Source organism: Stenotrophomonas sp. TWI587 (assembly GCF_039674145.1).
Classification (GTDB): Bacteria; Pseudomonadota; Gammaproteobacteria; order Xanthomonadales; family Xanthomonadaceae; genus Stenotrophomonas; species Stenotrophomonas maltophilia_AY.
Genome location: NZ_JBDJMW010000002.1, coordinates 255,924 through 270,855, shown reverse-complemented (window position 1 = coordinate 270,855; position 14,932 = coordinate 255,924). Strand labels below are relative to the sequence as shown.

The following is a 14,932-nucleotide window of genomic DNA, read 5'->3' as shown; positions in this document are numbered from 1 at the left end:
TTCATGACCTCACCGGACTCTCAACGCCCGCTCCTGTCCAGGGACGCGTGGAAGCGCCGTGCGGCGCTGTGGGGCGGCGCGGTAGCCGTCGCCCTGGTCGCGATCGTGTTCGCCAAGGCCAGCGACGCGGCCTTCCGGGTGTTCCAGTGGATCATCGCCCATTCAATCTGGTGGGCGCTGCTGGTGACGCCGGCAGTGTTCGCCCTGTTGGCCTGGCTGACCAGTGGCGCACTCAAGCCGACGCGTGGCAGCGGGATTCCACAGGTGATCGCCGCACTGGACGTTGCCACGCCCGACTTCCGGCGCGACAACCTCTCGCTGAAGGTATCGGCCGGCAAACTGGCGCTGACCACACTGTCCCTGCTCGGAGGTGCATCGGTGGGCCGTGAAGGCCCCACGGTGCACGTCGGTGCCAGCCTGATGTACATGTTCGGGCGCTGGTTCGGATTCCGTGACCCGAAAGAACTGTCGCATTTCCTGCTGGCCGGTGGCGCAGCCGGCATCGCCGCCGCGTTCAATACACCGCTGGCCGGCATCGTGTTCGCCATTGAAGAGCTCAGTGGCCGCTTCGAGCACCGTTTTTCAGGCACCTTGCTCACTGCGGTCATCGTCGGGGGCGTGGTGTCGCTGGGCCTGCTCGGCAACTACACCTACTTCGGCAAAGTAAGTGCCACGCTCCCGTTGGGCCAGGCATGGCTGGCGATCCTGGTATGCGGCACGGTCGCAGGCCTGCTCGGTGGCGTGTTCGCCAAGGCGGTACTGCTCACCATGGCGGGCCGCCCGCGGTGGCTGGGCAGGCTGCGCCAGCGGCACCCGGTGCTGTTGGCCGCCCTGTGCGGGCTCGCGCTGGTGCTGCTGGGTGCCGCCTTCGGCGCGGGTGCGTTCGGTACCGGCTACGAGCAGGCCAGGGGACTGGTCCAAGGTGGCGCAACCGTCGGACACGAATTCGGCCTGATGAAACTTCTCGCCAATCTGGTGTCGTACGTTGCCGGTATTCCGGGCGGGTTGTTCTCGCCCGCACTGGCCGTCGGTGCCGGGCTGGGACACAATCTCGCCGCCCTCATGCCGTCGGTCGATGAGCGCATCTTCGTGCTGCTGGGAATGTGTGCTTACCTGACGGGCGTGACCCAGGCACCGCTGACCTCCGCCGTCATCTCGCTGGAGCTGACCGACAGCAGCGACATGCTGCTGCCCATTCTGGCGACCGTGCTGATCGCCCGCGGTGTCTCCGGTCTGGTGTGCCGCGTGCCGATCTACAAAGCAATGGCCGAGCAGCTGGTCAGACAGCTTCCGAGTCCGCCCCCAGCTTCGGCGTAGCGTCCTGACGACAGGCCGGAACACCCGGCCCGTCGCCAGCGCACCTGCGCAGGATCACGCGTTGACGTCGACCACGGTGCGCCCCTGCACCTTCCCCTGCAGCACCTGCCCGGCCAGCGCCGGCACCTCGGCCAGACCGATCACTTTCGTGGTGCGTGCCAACTTGCCCAGGTCCAGATCGGTGGCCAGTCGCGTCCAGGCCTGCACACGCGCGGCGTAAGGCGCGTTGACCGAGTCGATGCCGGCCAGGGTCACGTTGCGCAGGATGAAGGGCAGCACGGAGCCCGGCAGATCCGCACCCTGCGCCAAGCCGAAAGCCGCCACCACGCCGCGATAGCGGGTCTGTGCGAGCACATTGGCGAGCGTGTGGCTGCCCACTGCATCGATCGCGCCCGCCCAGCGTTCCTTGGCGATCGGCGCGCCTGGTGCGGACAGGGTCGCGCGGTCGATGACCTCGGCCGCACCCAGCTCCTTGAGATACGCGGACTCCTCCAGCCGGCCCGTCGATGCAACCACCCGGTACCCCAGCCGGGACAGCAGCGCGATCGCGATGGAGCCGGCACCGCCATTGGCCCCGGTGACCAGAATATCGCCCTGATCGGGACTCACCCCGCCATGCTCGAGCGCCAGCACCGACAGCATCGCGGTGTAACCGGCGGTGCCGATGGCCATCGCTTCCTGGCTGGAGAACGCCGCGGGGATCTTCACCAACCACTCGCCCGGCACACGCGCCTTCTGCGCATAGCCGCCGTGGTGGGTCTGGCTCAAGCCCCAGCCGTTGACCAGTACCCGATCGCCCCGCGCGAAACCCGGATGGGTGGACGTTTCAACCACACCGGCCAGATCGATGCCGGGAATCAGCGGGAAGGTACGGATCACCGGGGAACGGCCGCTCAGCGCCAGCGCGTCTTTGTAATTCACCGTGGAATACTCCACAGCAATGGTGACGTCGCCGGGCATCAGATCCTGCTCGGTCAGCTCGACGATGCCGGTCGTGATGGCATCAGTGTTTTTGGTGGCAAGGAGGGCTTTGAAGGTCATGGGGTCTCCGGTTGCTGTGCAGATGTACAGTGACGATACGTCCAGTGTGATTCGTGTGGCGTACCGTCCCGTTAAATGGTGCCACGCTGCAGAATCGGCCGCTGGCACGAGGAAGCAGCTGCCGATCAGCCCGGCGCGCTCGCCTGGTCGGTCATTACACCCTCGATCCAGTCACGATAGTGACTCGCGCGCACATTGCAGGTGACCTGCCCATAGCGCCCGGGACGGGCGGTCAGCACATTGCCCTGCACCACCTTCCACGCGCCCTGCCCGGCCAGCAGCCACTGACCATCGCGTTCGATGAGCACAGGGCCGCCACTATCACCGTTGCCCAGCACCCCCTCGAGTGGCAGCGCTTGCGGCGGTTCGTCGAAGACATAGCAGAGCCAGCGGTCGTAGGCGCTGGTGATCCGATTGAACGCACGACGAAGCTCGGTGCGATTGGGGCCGTTGGGGGAATGCCCGGTGGCGCCCGTTCCCGTGGCCCCCTTTCCCAGAATCTTCGCGATCTGACCGGCCTCGTCGGTGCCACTGTAGATAGCCACCGGCGCAACGTCGGTCACCGGTGCCTTCAGCCTGATCAGCGCAACATCGTCGCCCGATGCGAGAAACACCACGATCAGCATTGCCTCGCCACTGGCCATCGCCTGATCGATCAGTGTCTGCGGCAGCGTCCTGTAGCCGGGGTGGACGACAACGCGCTCGACGTCCCGGGCCGTTCCGTTGATCACCACCTGCTTGAGATCGGCATGCATGGGCAGCGTGTGCGCGGCGGTCAGCACCCACTGCGGCGCGATCAACGCGCCGTGGCCCTCGCCGGGCATGTCCACGAGGGCGGGAAACTCGGTGGCGGGAACGCGGTAATGCGCATCATCCACGTCATGACGGACGACGATGGCATGGGCGGTCGAAGACACTGCGAGCAGCATCCCGATCAGCAGAAATCCCTTCATTGGTGATGCCTTGTGAGGTTCAGACAGCGGGGTCCAGATGCCCTGCGACGCGTGGGTACCGTTACGGCTCGCGCTCACGGGCTTCCAGCGCGCTGGCGAACTTTGCCATCAAACGCACCAGCTCCGATACATCCTGCGCTGGCCAGGAGGCGAAGATCTCCCGGCCGATCCGCTCACGTGCGGCATCCAACCGGTCCGTCATGTCCTTGCCCTTCGGCGTAATGGTCGCCTCACGGATGCGGCGGTCCTGTGGGTTACCGCGACGCGTGACCAGCTCCATCGCAGCCAGCTTGGCCACCTGACGGCTGATGGTCGTGTAATCCCGGCCCAGGCGATCGGCCAGCTCAACCACCCCGATCGGCCCGACGCGTTCGATCACCACCAGCAGCCGGAACAAAGCCTGGTCCAGCGTCACGCCAGCCTCCTGGATCAGCCGTTCATCGTTGCGCGGACGGTTCATCACGCTGGCGAGGCTGACCATCGAGAGGTGAAGCGACCTCAACTCGGCCGAATTATGTGTATCTTGCACCTTCTTTTTCACCGGCATAGCATCCCCTTCAAGTAAGTGCATATTACACATACCTGGAGCGATGCAATGGGCAATACCCCTGACGTAGTGATCTGTGGCGCCGGCGCAGCCGGCCTCACCCTGGCCATCGAATTGGCCCGCCGTGGCGTTGCATTCCGCCTGGTGGAGCAGCGGGAACACCCGTTCCATGGGTCGCGTGGCAAGGGTATCCAGCCGCGTAGCCAGGAAATCTTCGAAGACATGGGCATCGTCAATCAGCTGTTCGCGGCGGGCGGGGCCTACCCTGTCTCCCGGTTACATCACGCCGATGGCACCCGTACGGACACGGTCATGGTGGAGGCGTCGCCAGCCACACCCGCCGAACCCTATCGGCGGCCGCTGATGGTGCCGCAGTTCCTGACCGAGTGCGTTATGCGCGACCACCTCGCGGCGCTGGGGCACCGGGTCGACTTCGGGCATGCACTGATCGGTGTCGAGCAGGACGCCGATGGCGTGACCCTGCGTCTTGCCACCTCTCTGGGCGAGCAGACGCTCCGCACACGCTATCTGATCGGCGCTGACGGCGGCCGCAGCATCGTGCGTCACGCACTCGATATCGGGTTCCCCGGCAAGACCTTGGGCGTGCGTGCAGTGGTGGCTGACATCGTGCTGCAAGGGCTGCCTCGCGATGCTTGGCACACCTTCAACGAAGAGGACATGGGGCAGCGCATCTCGCTGTGTCCACTGATGGGAACCGCGCTGTTCCAGCTACAGGCCCCGGTGCCCTTGGAGGGCGAGGTGGATCTCTCGGCGGCGGGGCTGGCGGCCATGGTACGTGAGCGCACCGGGCGGGATGATATTGCGGTTCTAGAGGTCGAGTGGGCCTCGGCGTACCAGATGAACGCCCGACTCGCCGATCGTTACCGTGTCGGCCGGGCCTTCCTCGTCGGCGACGCCGCCCACACGCATCCCCCCACCGGCGGACAGGGGCTCAACACCAGTGCCCAGGATGCCTACAACTTGGGATGGAAGCTGGCCGCCGTGCTGCAGGGGGCACCGCAGACCCTGCTGGACACCTACGAAGAAGAGCGCCGCCCTGTTGCAGCCGCGATGCTTGGGCTTGCGACGAAACTGCTCGACCACGCCCGCCGCGGCGACAATCGACGCGGTCGGGAGGTCCAGCAGCTCGATTTCGGGTACCCGGATTCACCGCTCTCGCTACCCGTCGAGCCCCGTATCGGACGCATTGCGCCGGGCAGCCGCGCTCCCGACGCCCCATTGCAGGGCGCGGGTGGGCAGCCAACGCGCCTGTTTGAGGTGCTGCGCGGTCCGCATTGGACGCTGCTTGGTTACGAAACCCCCCGTGCCGATTCATTCGCGCGGAAGGAACTGCACGTCCACGTTATCGGCCAGTGCGGCGATCTGTGGGATACGCAGGGACACTTCGCCGGTGCTTATGGCCTGCAGCCGGGCGAGTGGGTACTGGTGCGGCCGGATGGTTACGTCGCGGCAGTGGTCCGCGAGCAGGAGATCGAGACGCTGAGCGCGCATCTCGACGGGGTGATGCCGCCGCGCCGTTGAAACAACCGCACGTGACGAGCCGGATACGCTGAGCATCCGGCCCTTATCCAGCACCGGTCAGCGGCGCGCGTCACCCAGCTTGAAGATCGCCACCGCCGCTTGGAGCGCCTGAGATTGGCTCTCCATCGATCGAGCTGCAGCGTTGGCTTCTTCCACCAGCGCTGCATTCTGCTGGGTGGCCTCGTCCATCTGGATCACGGTCTGGCTGACCTGCTCGATGCCGGCGCTCTGTTCCTGCGACGCTGCGGAGATCTCGGCCATGATCTGGGTGACCTGCTGCACGGAGGCGACGATCTCCTCCATGGTGGTGCCCGCACGGCGCACCATCGCCGCACCGCCCTCCACCTGGCCCACAGAGTCTTCGATCAGGCTCTTGATCTCGCGCGCGGCATCCGCCGACCGCTGTGCCAGAGTACGCACTTCGCTGGCCACCACGGCAAAGCCTCGGCCCTGCTCACCGGCACGGGCCGCTTCCACGGCGGCATTCAGCGCCAGGATGTTGGTCTGGAACGCAATACCGTCGATGACCGAAATGATGTCAGCGATGCGTCGCGACGACGTCTCGATCCCCGCCATCGTGGTGACCACCTCGGCGACTACCTCGCCGCCCTGCCCGGCAACGCGAGCGGTGCTCTGCACCAGCTCGTCTGCCTTGCGCGCATGGTCGGCGTTCTGGCGCACCGTGGAGGTCAGCTCCTCCATCGACGCAGCAGTCTCTTCCAGGCTGGCCGCCTGCTGTTCGGTACGGCGTGACAGATCGTCATTACCGGCCACGATCTCGCTGGCGGCCAGATTGATCGCACCGCTGCTCTGCTGGATGCGGCCGACAATGGCGGTCAGCTGATCCACCGTCGCATCGGCGTCATCCCGCATCTGCGCAAAGACACCCTTGAAGTCGCCGACCATGCGGATGCTGAGGTCGCCGGCGGCAATGGCGCGCAGCACACGCGACAGCTCGGCCAGGTTGGTGTCGGTGGTCTGCATCAGGGCATTCAGGCCGTCCACCATGCCGCGGAAGTCGTGCGAGAACGCCTGTGCGTCGCCGCGCTTGCTGAAATCGCCGGCGGCAGCCGCCTGGGCCAGCGCCAGAATCTGGGTGTTGATGGCCTGCAGATTTCGCTTGGTCACCACCATCGCGTCGCTGATGGCGGCCTTTTCGCCAGGCAGCGTCGGCATGTCCACGGTCATGTCACCCACCGCATAACGCGACATCACCTCCACCAGCTGGCGCTGCACCTGGACATGCGCGGCCACCAGTGCGTTGGTGCCGGCCACCATACGTCCGTAGTCACCCGGGAACGCGGATGCCTCCATCTGGTACCCCATCTCCCCCTGGTCATGGCGCGTGGCCATTTCGCCCTGGGCATCGATCACGCTGCGCAGCTGATTCTGGAGATGCCCCATCGACTGCAGCAGCTGGCCCATCTCGTCCATGCGGCGCGGTTCAATCCGGCTGTCCAGGCGCCCGGAGGCGACCGCACCGGAAACACGCACCGCCTCGGCCAGCGGCGCAAGCACCTGGCGGCGGATCAACAGGAACAGCGCTGCACACAACAACACCGCCGAGAGCAGGCCCACCACGATGATCACCATCAGCAGTGACCTCGCCGGCGCCATCACATGGCTCGTGGGGACCGTGATGCCCAGCGCGAAGACTTCCGGCGCATCGCCCAGACGCAGCGGCACCACCACACGCAGCGAGTCGACACCACGCACACTGACCTGATCGGCGATCACCTCGCCCTTGCGGGTGACGTCCAGAACCCGGCGCGTGTCGGCGTCGTCACGGATCTTGCCGACCTCCGACGCATCGGCGCTGGCCATGACCGCGCCTGCCGGCGACAGCAAGCTGGCCTCGCCCACTCCCAACGGATGCAGCTGGGCGATGCGCTTCTGCAGCGCGTCCAGCGCCAGGGTCACGTTGACCGTGCCCAGGAAGCGCTCGCCGTCCATGATCGGCGTACTCAACGTGGTCATCAGCGTGTCCACGCCGGCAAGCGGGTAGACGTAGGGCTCGATGACATTGGGCCGATGGGTGTTGCGGCTCTTCAGGTACCAGTCGCCGACACCCGGGACGTCGTAGTCACGCAACGTCTCGCGCACGAGCGTTCCGTTCTGCCACGACCAATAGGCCATGAACCGTCCGCTGAAATCATGGCCCTCGGTGTCGGCGAACGCACTATCCTTGCCATCGAAGGCGTCCGGCTCCCAGGTGCTGCTGATGCCGAGCCAGTCCTTGTGCGCACGCAGCTGCTCGCGCAGCACGACCGCTGCGGTCTCGCGGCTGAAGCGCGGATCAGTGTGCTGCGTGCGTAGCGCGTTGGCCAGAGACGCGGCGGTATCGAAGCCCAACTCAAGCTCGCTGGAGATGTTGCGCGCCTCATGCCGCGCCACCTCGCGCAGCATGTCCTGCGCTGACGTCGACAGCGCATCACTGCTCCGCCAGTAGATGACCACCGCGGTAAAGGTGAAACAGGCCAATGCGAGCAGGCCGGTACCGAACATCAGACGTACGGCGACACTGTCACGGCGAATCAACGATAAACCCATGGATGGCACTCGAAAGAAAATGGCCACGGTCCGGAATGGACGCAGTGCACCGTCATGCGATAACGGCGTGAAGGCGACGTTCTTTAAGAACCATTCGAGATGCGCGTGACAAGAGAACGCAGGCTATAGTGCGCGCCGTTGTTTCTGCGATCTACGTGTTCCACTGCCATGAAAAACCGTTCCACGCTGTCGCTGACCTTCGCGTTGATCGCGACCCTTTCCTCTGCGGCGCACGCTGCTGAATCCACCTCGACAACAGAACCGCACGTGGACATCGGCGGCGCGGTGCGCTTCAACTATGGCTGGCTGGACTACGGCCCCACCAGCCGCTTGCAGCTGGAGCTGCTGCGTGCCGATATCGACGCCGGTGCAGGCCCGCTGTTCCTGTCCGCGCAGTACCGCTGGTATGACGGGTTCGATGCCGTGCATCATGCGTATCTCGGCTGGAACGCGAGCGAGGACACCGTCGTGCAGGCCGGGATCCAGCAGGTTCCGTTCGGGCTGTTGCCCTTTGCCGCGCAGAGTTTCTGGTTTGGCTCCGGCTATTACCTGGGCATCGAGGATGACTACGACCCCGGCATTGTGATCCGTCACCGCGATGGCGCAGACCAGTGGCACCTCGGCTGGTTCGCCGGCGACGAATACGGCACCGGCGCGCGCAGTGATCGCTACTCCTTCGACGTGGCCCAGACAGACACACTGCCCTACCGCGAGCGCGAGAGGCTGCACCTGCGTTACGAACACAGCCAGGCCTGGGCCGGCGGCGACCTGCTGCTGGGCGGCTCTGCTTTCAGTGGACGGGTTGAGAACGTGCGGACCGGGCAGCGTTACGGCCATCATGCGGCGGCCGTGCACGCGCAGTGGACGCGCGACAGCTGGACCACACAGCTGCAGTGGGCGCGCTACCGCTACAGCATCCCGAGCGATCGCATCGCCATGTCGGCTTTCCTTGCGCCGTTCGAGATCGTGGCAGAGGCCGACGTCCCCACCGCCAACGTGGCCTATTCCTTCGGCAAGACGCGCTGGCTGGACAACGTCACCTGCTACAACAACCTGAGCATGACCTTGCCCGTGCAGGATGCTCCGCAGCTGCGGAACTCCTGGCAGAACGTCACCGGCTGCAGTGTGCAGAAGGGCGCGATGCTGACATACGCTGACTGGATCGCCGGCAAGAACATGTGGTTTGCCGGCGGCAATGGGGTCGGGATCGATGACGGCGCAGCCACAGGCTGGCACTCCCGGTTCAACCTCAACATCGGGTTTTACTTCTAGGCGAGGCAGGCGGGAACAGGCTCGGCCAGAGGCGGACCCACCTGACGCGGCTGCACTGGCTGCATCGGTGGAAGCAGTTGCTGACATTGTCAGCCACTCCTCCGTGGACCCCCGGCATGACCGTGCCAGAACCCGGTGCAGTGAGGCAGGTTGCAGGGATCGTCGCTGCAAGGTTCCAATCGAGCTGGATGAGACAATGATGTTGGATGCGTTGCCCACTACCCACATGGAAAGCACTCCGTTCCCCTTCCCCCGTGCGTTGGCTGTGCTGCTGAGCGTGTGCCTGCCAGCAGCAGCCCATGCCGCGCCTGTCATGTTTACCGACTATAGCGATTTCTACCGCTCACTCGGCGGCGCCCTGTTTCCGGAATCGGGAACGTCGCTGGCCATGCCCTGCACGGAATCACCCCGTCAATGCCTCTGGGCGACCTCGATGCACCAGGCGCTGCGCCGCTACGACCAACCGTTGTGGACCACGCCCGGCGACCTGCCCATGACGCCCCCCAAGGGCGGCCTTGATGTTGCCTTTGATGGCCAGGCGTTGATGGTGGGCGCGCGGCGTTGGCCAATGAGCCGCGCCGTGAGCCTGGCGTCACCGCAGTGGCCCAGTGCCAGTGAGACGACGATCGACCCGGAGAGCCTGGCGGCCGTAACGGCCTGGCAGCGCGGCACGTCGGTTTGCCTGGATATGCACTACTCCAGCAGTGGCACCGCCGTCCGCTACACAGCGGTGCTGCTGTTGCATGGTGAGCGTCTGTACACCCTGCCGCCGCTGTTTGCCAGCTGTGCAGGCGTACGGGAAGCGCCCCATGGCGGCTTCAGCTATCCGAGCGCCACCTACCTCGGCGCGGAGCAGGAAAACCATCCGACCGGCCTGCAGGTGGACTACGTGCTGTCCGATGGCAAGACGCGCGTTGCGCGCTACTTGCTGCGCTTTGCGGATCAGGGTGATCCCTACCGCTTTGAGGCAACGCGCAGCGACTGAGAGTCATCCCACTCACCGCATCACTGCGCTACCGCTGGGGACGGTGGCCCCAGCACGCGTCAGCGAATGGGCACGCCTGACAGGCGCGCCAGCACGTCCGCCCGGCACACCTCCAGGATTTCATCTGCCAGCGGCGAATCGTCCGGGCAGGACCTGGACAACACCATGGCGCCAACCGCCTGGGCCATCAGGGCGATACGCCGCGCACGCGCCTTTTCGGCCGTGGCGCCGTCGATCTGCCCCTCCGGGAAAGGAGAGACCGCCAGCTGCGCCTCGATACCTGCCGCGAAAGCCGCCTTGACCGGCTCCGGCTGACGCGCCGCGTCGGTGCACAGCGCTGACATGGTGCACCCCTGGCCTGGCGCGTCACGATGCTGCCGGGAGAGGTAGTAGCTCATGAAGCTGGCCAGGTCCATGTCGGCCGCGGCATCGGCCGATTTCGCCAGGCCGCAGCTGGCTGCCTCGGCCATCAGGTCGGCCTTGGAGCCGAAGTGCTTGTAGAAGCCGCCGTGGGTAAAGCCCGCAGCCGCCATCAGGTCTGCCACGCCCACCCCGTCGTAGCCCCGCTCCCGGAACAGCGTGGAGGCGGTCTCAACGATGTGCGCCCGGTTGGCCTGCGCCTGTGCCTTGGTGACCTTCATGACCCGTTGTCTCTTGATGCCCTGAATCGATAGGAGCGCACTTTAGCACGAATAGATGACAACCATCATCAAACCATTGACATCTAAGATTACGGTCATCATCATTGTGGCACTCCAAGGCGGCACGACTCCCTGCCCGCCGGCGCCACCCCTCAACGATCACGACATCGCACCGACCATGACGACCTCGCCCCTTTTCCAGCCCTACCCCCTTGGCCCGATCACGTTGGCCAACCGCATCGTGATGGCACCACTGACGCGCAACCGCGCCGGTGCCGGCCTCGTGCCCAGCCCGCTTGCAGCCACCTACTACGCCCAGCGCGCCTCGGCCGGCCTGATCATCACCGAGGCCACCCAGATCTCGCCGCAGGCCCAGGGCTATCAGGACACCCCGGGGCTGTACACGCAGGATCAGATCGATGGCTGGCGCAAGGTCACCGACGCCGTGCACGCGCGCGGCGGACGCATCTTCGTGCAGCTGTGGCACGTGGGCCGCATCTCGCACGTGGATCTGCAGCCCGGCAACGCCGCGCCGGTGTCCGCCTCGGCCATCCGGGCGCAGACCAAGACCTTCGTCCACAACGGCTTTGTCGATGTGTCCGAGCCGCGCGCTCTGGAGATCGACGAGCTGCCCGCCATCGTCAACGACTTCCGCAAGGCCGCCGCCAATGCGATCGCCGCCGGGTTCGATGGCGTGGAGATCCACGGCGCGAACGGCTACCTGCTCGAACAGTTCCTCAAGGACGGTGCCAACCAGCGCACCGACGCCTACGGCGGCTCGATCGAAAACCGTGCGCGCCTGCTGCTGGAGGTCACGGCCGCCGTGGCAGCCGAGATCGGTGCCGATCGCACAGGCGTGCGTATCTCGCCGGTCTCCCCGGCCAACGCCATTGCCACGGTCAGCGACCCGCAGCCGCAGTACGACTACCTCGTCGATCAGCTCAGCGCGCAGGGCATCGTCTATCTGCATGTGGTCGAAGGCGCGACAGGGGGCCCGCGCGACGTCGCACCCTTCAACTTCGATGGGCTGCGCGGTCGCTTCAAGGGGACCTATCTGGCCAACAACGGATACGACCTGGAACTGGCCGGTACGCAGCTTGCCGAGGGCAAGGCGGACCTGTTCGCCTTTGGGCGCGCCTTCATCAGCAATCCCGATCTGGTCGAGCGCCTGAAGACGGGCGCGCCCCTGAATGCATTGAATCCGGCCACGTTGTACGGCGGCGGCGCCGAAGGCTACACCGACTACCCCGCACTGACCGATATGCCTGCGCAGTAAGCAGGCCGCAAACGCAGCGCTGCACCCACGTTCACCCATTACATCTGAAGAGACATACCATGAGCCTGCTTCCTGCTGTTCTCATCACCGGCGCCTCGAGCGGCATCGGTGCCGTTTACGCCGAACGTTTCGCACGGCGCGGCCACGACCTGGTGCTGGTCGCGCGCGACACGGCGCGGTTGGACGCACTGGCCGAGCGCCTGCGACATGACACGGGTGTTGCCGTCGAGGTACTGCCGGCCGACCTCACCCAGCGCGCCGACCTGGCCACCGTTGAAACCCGCCTGCGCGACGATGCGCGCATCGGCATCCTGATCAACAACGCGGGCATCGCCCAATCCGGTGGCTTCACCGAGCAGTCGGCCGACAGCATTGAACAGCTGATCACGCTGAACACCCTCGCCCTGACCCGCCTTGCCGCGGCCGTTGCACCACGGCTGGCCAGCGCCGGTGAAGGCGCGATCATCAACATCGGCTCGGTGGTCGGGCTGGCGCCGGAGTTCGGCATGTCCGTCTACGGTGCGACCAAAGCCTTCGTGCTGTTCCTGTCGCAGGGGCTTACCCTGGAATTGTCGCCCAAGGGCGTCTATGTGCAGGCCGTGCTGCCCGCGGCGACACGTACCGAGATCTGGGAGCGGGCCGGTATCGACATCAATACGCTGTCGGAGGTAATGGATGTCGGCGAGCTGGTTGATGCGGCGCTGGTCGGCTTTGATCGCCGCGAGACCGTCACCATTCCACCGCTGCATGTGGCCGAACGCTGGGACACGCTGGACGCATCGCGTCAGGGCCTGCTCTCGGACATCCGGCAGGCGCAGGCGGCGGAACGCTATCGCCCCACCGAGTGAAGCCCTGACCCCACAGGTACGCGACCATGACGCTTTCCAGCACGCTCCCCGAATCCAGGCACGGGTTCGAGAATGCACCGACCCGCTCGCTGGAGGTCGATGGCACCCGGTTCGCTTACCGCGGACTGGGGCCACGGCACGGCATCCCGCTGGTCATGCTCAACCACTGGGGCGCGGTGTTGGACAACTTCGACCCGCGCATCGTGGATGGCCTGGCCAGCCGGCATCGGGTCATCGCCATCGACTATCGTGGCATTGGAGGATCAGGTGGCAAAGCACCGGTAAGCGTCGCGGAAATGGCGCAGGACACGATCGCGCTGATTCGCGCGATGGGCTTGGGCCGCATCGATCTGCTCGGCTTCTCGCTCGGCGGCTTCGTTGCGGAGCAGGTGGTGCTGGGCGCACCTGACCTGGTGCGTCGGCTCATCCTCACCGGTACCGGGCCAGCGGGTGGCCGCGGTATCGACCGGGTGGGCCGCGTGTCCTGGCCATTGATCCTCAAGGGTCTGCTGACGCGGCGCGATCCGAAGTACTACCTGTTCTTCACCGCCAGCGCCCGCAGCCGACAGGCGGCGAATGACTTCCTGCAGCGACTGCAGGAGCGCAGAAACGATCGCGACAGGCCTGCCTCACCCACCGCCTTCCTGCGTCAACTGAAGGCCATCACTGCTTGGGGAAGGCAACCGCCCCAGGACCTTGGCCAGATCCAGATCCCGGTACTGGTTGCCAATGGCGACAGCGACATCATGGTCCCGACACCCAACAGTGGCGACCTCGCCCACCGCCTTCCCAATGCGACGCTGGGCATCTACGACGACGCCGGTCACGGTGGGATTTTCCAGTATCACACCGAGTTCGTTCGGGACGCGCTGGCGTTCCTCGATAACTGATGCGCCCACCACGTTCCCTGCCCCGCAGCCCGACGGCATCCCTCAACCAGAGACACCGCCCATGAAAGCCTTCCTCATCGACCGTTATGGCAAAAAGGAGACCGGCCGCATCGGCGACGCCCCGCAGCCGCCGCTGCGCGATGACGATGTTCTCATCCGCGTGCACGCGGCCAGCGTCAATGCGCTGGACACCAAGATCCGCACCGGGGAGTTCAAGCTGATCCTGCCTTATCGCCTGCCGCTGATTCTTGGCAACGATATGGCCGGCACCGTGGTAAGTGTCGGCGCCGGGGTGCACCAGTTCAAAACCGGCGATGAGGTGTATGCCCGTCCCGACGATGATCGCATCGGCACGTTCGCCGAGTTCATTGCGGTCAATGCTGCCTCGGTGGCGCTCAAACCCAGCAACCTCACCATGGTGGAGGCCGCTTCGCTGCCGCTGGTCGCGCTGACCGCGTGGCAAGCGCTGGTCGAAACCGCCCAGCTGAAACCGGGCCAGAAGGTCTTCATCCAGGCGGGTTCCGGCGGCGTCGGGACGGTGGCGATCCAGCTCGCCAAACATCTGGGCGCCTTCGTGGCCACTACCACCAGTACCGCCAACGTCGCGTGGGTGAAGGATCTCGGCGCAGACGTCGTCATCGATTACAAACAACAGGATTTCGCGACGGAACTGCGTGACTACGATGTGGTGCTCAACAGCCTCGGCAAAGACGAACTGACCCGTTCGCTGCAGATTCTCAAGCCAGGCGGACACCTCATCTCCATCTCCGGGCCGCCCACGCCCGCATTTGCCACTGCGCGCGGCCTGGCCTGGCTGCTCAAGCAGGTCATGCGCCTGCTCAGCCATGGCATCCGCAGTAAGGCGAAGCAGAAGGGCGTGACCTACACGTTCGTTTTCATGCGGGCCAGTGGGCAGCAACTTGGCGAGGTCACCTCGCTGGTCGAGTCCGGTGTGATCCGCCCGGTCATCGACAGGGTCTTCCCGCTCCAGGAGACCCAGAGCGCCTTGGCCCATGTCGAGAGTGGCCGGGCCAAGGGCAAGGTGGTGGTGGAGATGCGGTAGGACGCGA

General features: G+C 65.5%; 13 protein-coding genes. 8 read left to right on the top strand and 5 right to left on the bottom strand.

Annotated elements, in window-relative coordinates; genetic code table 11:
• The first annotated feature begins 3 nt into the window (after positions 1–3).
• Entirely contained in the window at positions 4–1,317 is a 1,314-nt protein-coding gene (locus ABE464_RS04345) for a chloride channel protein (protein ID WP_346470902.1), read from the top strand.
• A 54-nt stretch (positions 1,318–1,371) separates the two neighbouring features.
• On the opposite strand, the gene ABE464_RS04340 is transcribed toward ABE464_RS04345, so the two are convergent.
• From ABE464_RS04340 to ABE464_RS04330, 3 genes are all read right to left on the bottom strand, one after another.
• On the bottom strand, positions 1,372–2,358 hold the full coding sequence (locus ABE464_RS04340) for an MDR family oxidoreductase (RefSeq protein WP_346470901.1): 987 nt from the start codon (positions 2,356–2,358) through the stop codon (positions 1,372–1,374).
• A 125-nt stretch (positions 2,359–2,483) separates the two neighbouring features.
• On the bottom strand, positions 2,484–3,311 hold the full coding sequence (locus tag ABE464_RS04335) for a trypsin-like serine protease (protein WP_346470900.1): 828 nt from the start codon (positions 3,309–3,311) through the stop codon (positions 2,484–2,486).
• Positions 3,312–3,372: 61 nt separating this feature from the next.
• The gene (locus tag ABE464_RS04330; protein ID WP_346470899.1) at positions 3,373–3,882 is read right to left on the bottom strand and encodes a MarR family winged helix-turn-helix transcriptional regulator; all 510 of its coding nucleotides are present in this window, start codon (positions 3,880–3,882) and stop codon (positions 3,373–3,375) included.
• Positions 3,883–3,906: 24 nt separating this feature from the next.
• On the opposite strand from ABE464_RS04330, the gene ABE464_RS04325 reads away from it, so the two are divergent.
• Complete coding sequence (locus ABE464_RS04325) at positions 3,907–5,400, top strand: FAD-dependent oxidoreductase (protein WP_346470898.1); 1,494 nt, start codon at positions 3,907–3,909, stop codon at positions 5,398–5,400.
• Between the two features lie 57 nt (positions 5,401–5,457).
• Here ABE464_RS04325 and ABE464_RS04320 read toward each other — a convergent pair whose 3' ends face one another.
• Positions 5,458–7,950: a methyl-accepting chemotaxis protein gene (locus ABE464_RS04320; RefSeq protein ID WP_346470897.1), complete on the bottom strand. Its 2,493-nt coding sequence runs from the start codon at positions 7,948–7,950 to the stop codon at positions 5,458–5,460.
• 168 nt (positions 7,951–8,118) lie between these two features.
• On the opposite strand from ABE464_RS04320, the gene ABE464_RS04315 reads away from it, so the two are divergent.
• Positions 8,119–9,222 carry a hypothetical protein gene (locus ABE464_RS04315; RefSeq protein WP_346470896.1) on the top strand — a complete coding sequence of 368 codons (1,104 nt, stop codon included), beginning with the start codon at positions 8,119–8,121 and terminating at the stop codon, positions 9,220–9,222.
• A 199-nt stretch (positions 9,223–9,421) separates the two neighbouring features.
• Positions 9,422–10,207, top strand: a complete 786-nt coding sequence (locus tag ABE464_RS04310; RefSeq protein ID WP_346470895.1) for a hypothetical protein — start codon at positions 9,422–9,424, stop codon at positions 10,205–10,207.
• Positions 10,208–10,266: 59 nt separating this feature from the next.
• Here ABE464_RS04310 and ABE464_RS04305 read toward each other — a convergent pair whose 3' ends face one another.
• Positions 10,267–10,848 carry a TetR family transcriptional regulator gene (locus tag ABE464_RS04305; protein ID WP_346470894.1) on the bottom strand — a complete coding sequence of 194 codons (582 nt, stop codon included), beginning with the start codon at positions 10,846–10,848 and terminating at the stop codon, positions 10,267–10,269.
• Between the two features lie 178 nt (positions 10,849–11,026).
• Here ABE464_RS04305 and ABE464_RS04300 point away from each other — a divergent pair, with 178 nt between their 5' ends.
• The 4 genes from ABE464_RS04300 to ABE464_RS04285 are packed head-to-tail and all read left to right on the top strand — an operon-like array spanning position 11,027 to position 14,925.
• Positions 11,027–12,124 carry an alkene reductase gene (locus ABE464_RS04300; RefSeq protein ID WP_346470893.1) on the top strand — a complete coding sequence of 366 codons (1,098 nt, stop codon included), beginning with the start codon at positions 11,027–11,029 and terminating at the stop codon, positions 12,122–12,124.
• A gap of 59 nt (positions 12,125–12,183) precedes the next feature.
• Positions 12,184–12,972 carry an SDR family oxidoreductase gene (locus tag ABE464_RS04295; protein WP_346470892.1) on the top strand — a complete coding sequence of 263 codons (789 nt, stop codon included), beginning with the start codon at positions 12,184–12,186 and terminating at the stop codon, positions 12,970–12,972.
• Positions 12,973–12,998: 26 nt separating this feature from the next.
• The gene (locus tag ABE464_RS04290; protein ID WP_346470891.1) at positions 12,999–13,862 is read left to right on the top strand and encodes an alpha/beta hydrolase; all 864 of its coding nucleotides are present in this window, start codon (positions 12,999–13,001) and stop codon (positions 13,860–13,862) included.
• Positions 13,765–14,925 carry an NADP-dependent oxidoreductase gene (locus ABE464_RS04285; protein ID WP_346470890.1) on the top strand — a complete coding sequence of 387 codons (1,161 nt, stop codon included), beginning with the start codon at positions 13,765–13,767 and terminating at the stop codon, positions 14,923–14,925. Before ABE464_RS04290 ends, ABE464_RS04285 begins: the two co-directional genes overlap by 98 nt.
• Positions 14,926–14,932: the final 7 nt, after the last annotated feature.

What these genes read in the sequence shown, in the direction of transcription:
- ABE464_RS04345 (WP_346470902.1), top strand. Translation starts at nt 4, where the DNA reads ATGACCTCACCGGACTCTCAACGCCCGCTCCTGTCCAGGGACGCGTGG.
- ABE464_RS04340 (WP_346470901.1), bottom strand. Translation starts at nt 2,358, where the DNA reads ATGACCTTCAAAGCCCTCCTTGCCACCAAAAACACTGATGCCATCACG.
- ABE464_RS04335 (WP_346470900.1), bottom strand. Translation starts at nt 3,311, where the DNA reads ATGAAGGGATTTCTGCTGATCGGGATGCTGCTCGCAGTGTCTTCGACC.
- ABE464_RS04330 (WP_346470899.1), bottom strand. Translation starts at nt 3,882, where the DNA reads ATGCACTTACTTGAAGGGGATGCTATGCCGGTGAAAAAGAAGGTGCAA.
- ABE464_RS04325 (WP_346470898.1), top strand. Translation starts at nt 3,907, where the DNA reads ATGGGCAATACCCCTGACGTAGTGATCTGTGGCGCCGGCGCAGCCGGC.
- ABE464_RS04320 (WP_346470897.1), bottom strand. Translation starts at nt 7,950, where the DNA reads ATGGGTTTATCGTTGATTCGCCGTGACAGTGTCGCCGTACGTCTGATG.
- ABE464_RS04315 (WP_346470896.1), top strand. Translation starts at nt 8,119, where the DNA reads ATGAAAAACCGTTCCACGCTGTCGCTGACCTTCGCGTTGATCGCGACC.
- ABE464_RS04310 (WP_346470895.1), top strand. Translation starts at nt 9,422, where the DNA reads ATGTTGGATGCGTTGCCCACTACCCACATGGAAAGCACTCCGTTCCCC.
- ABE464_RS04305 (WP_346470894.1), bottom strand. Translation starts at nt 10,848, where the DNA reads ATGAAGGTCACCAAGGCACAGGCGCAGGCCAACCGGGCGCACATCGTT.
- ABE464_RS04300 (WP_346470893.1), top strand. Translation starts at nt 11,027, where the DNA reads ATGACGACCTCGCCCCTTTTCCAGCCCTACCCCCTTGGCCCGATCACG.
- ABE464_RS04295 (WP_346470892.1), top strand. Translation starts at nt 12,184, where the DNA reads ATGAGCCTGCTTCCTGCTGTTCTCATCACCGGCGCCTCGAGCGGCATC.
- ABE464_RS04290 (WP_346470891.1), top strand. Translation starts at nt 12,999, where the DNA reads ATGACGCTTTCCAGCACGCTCCCCGAATCCAGGCACGGGTTCGAGAAT.
- ABE464_RS04285 (WP_346470890.1), top strand. Translation starts at nt 13,765, where the DNA reads ATGCGACGCTGGGCATCTACGACGACGCCGGTCACGGTGGGATTTTCC.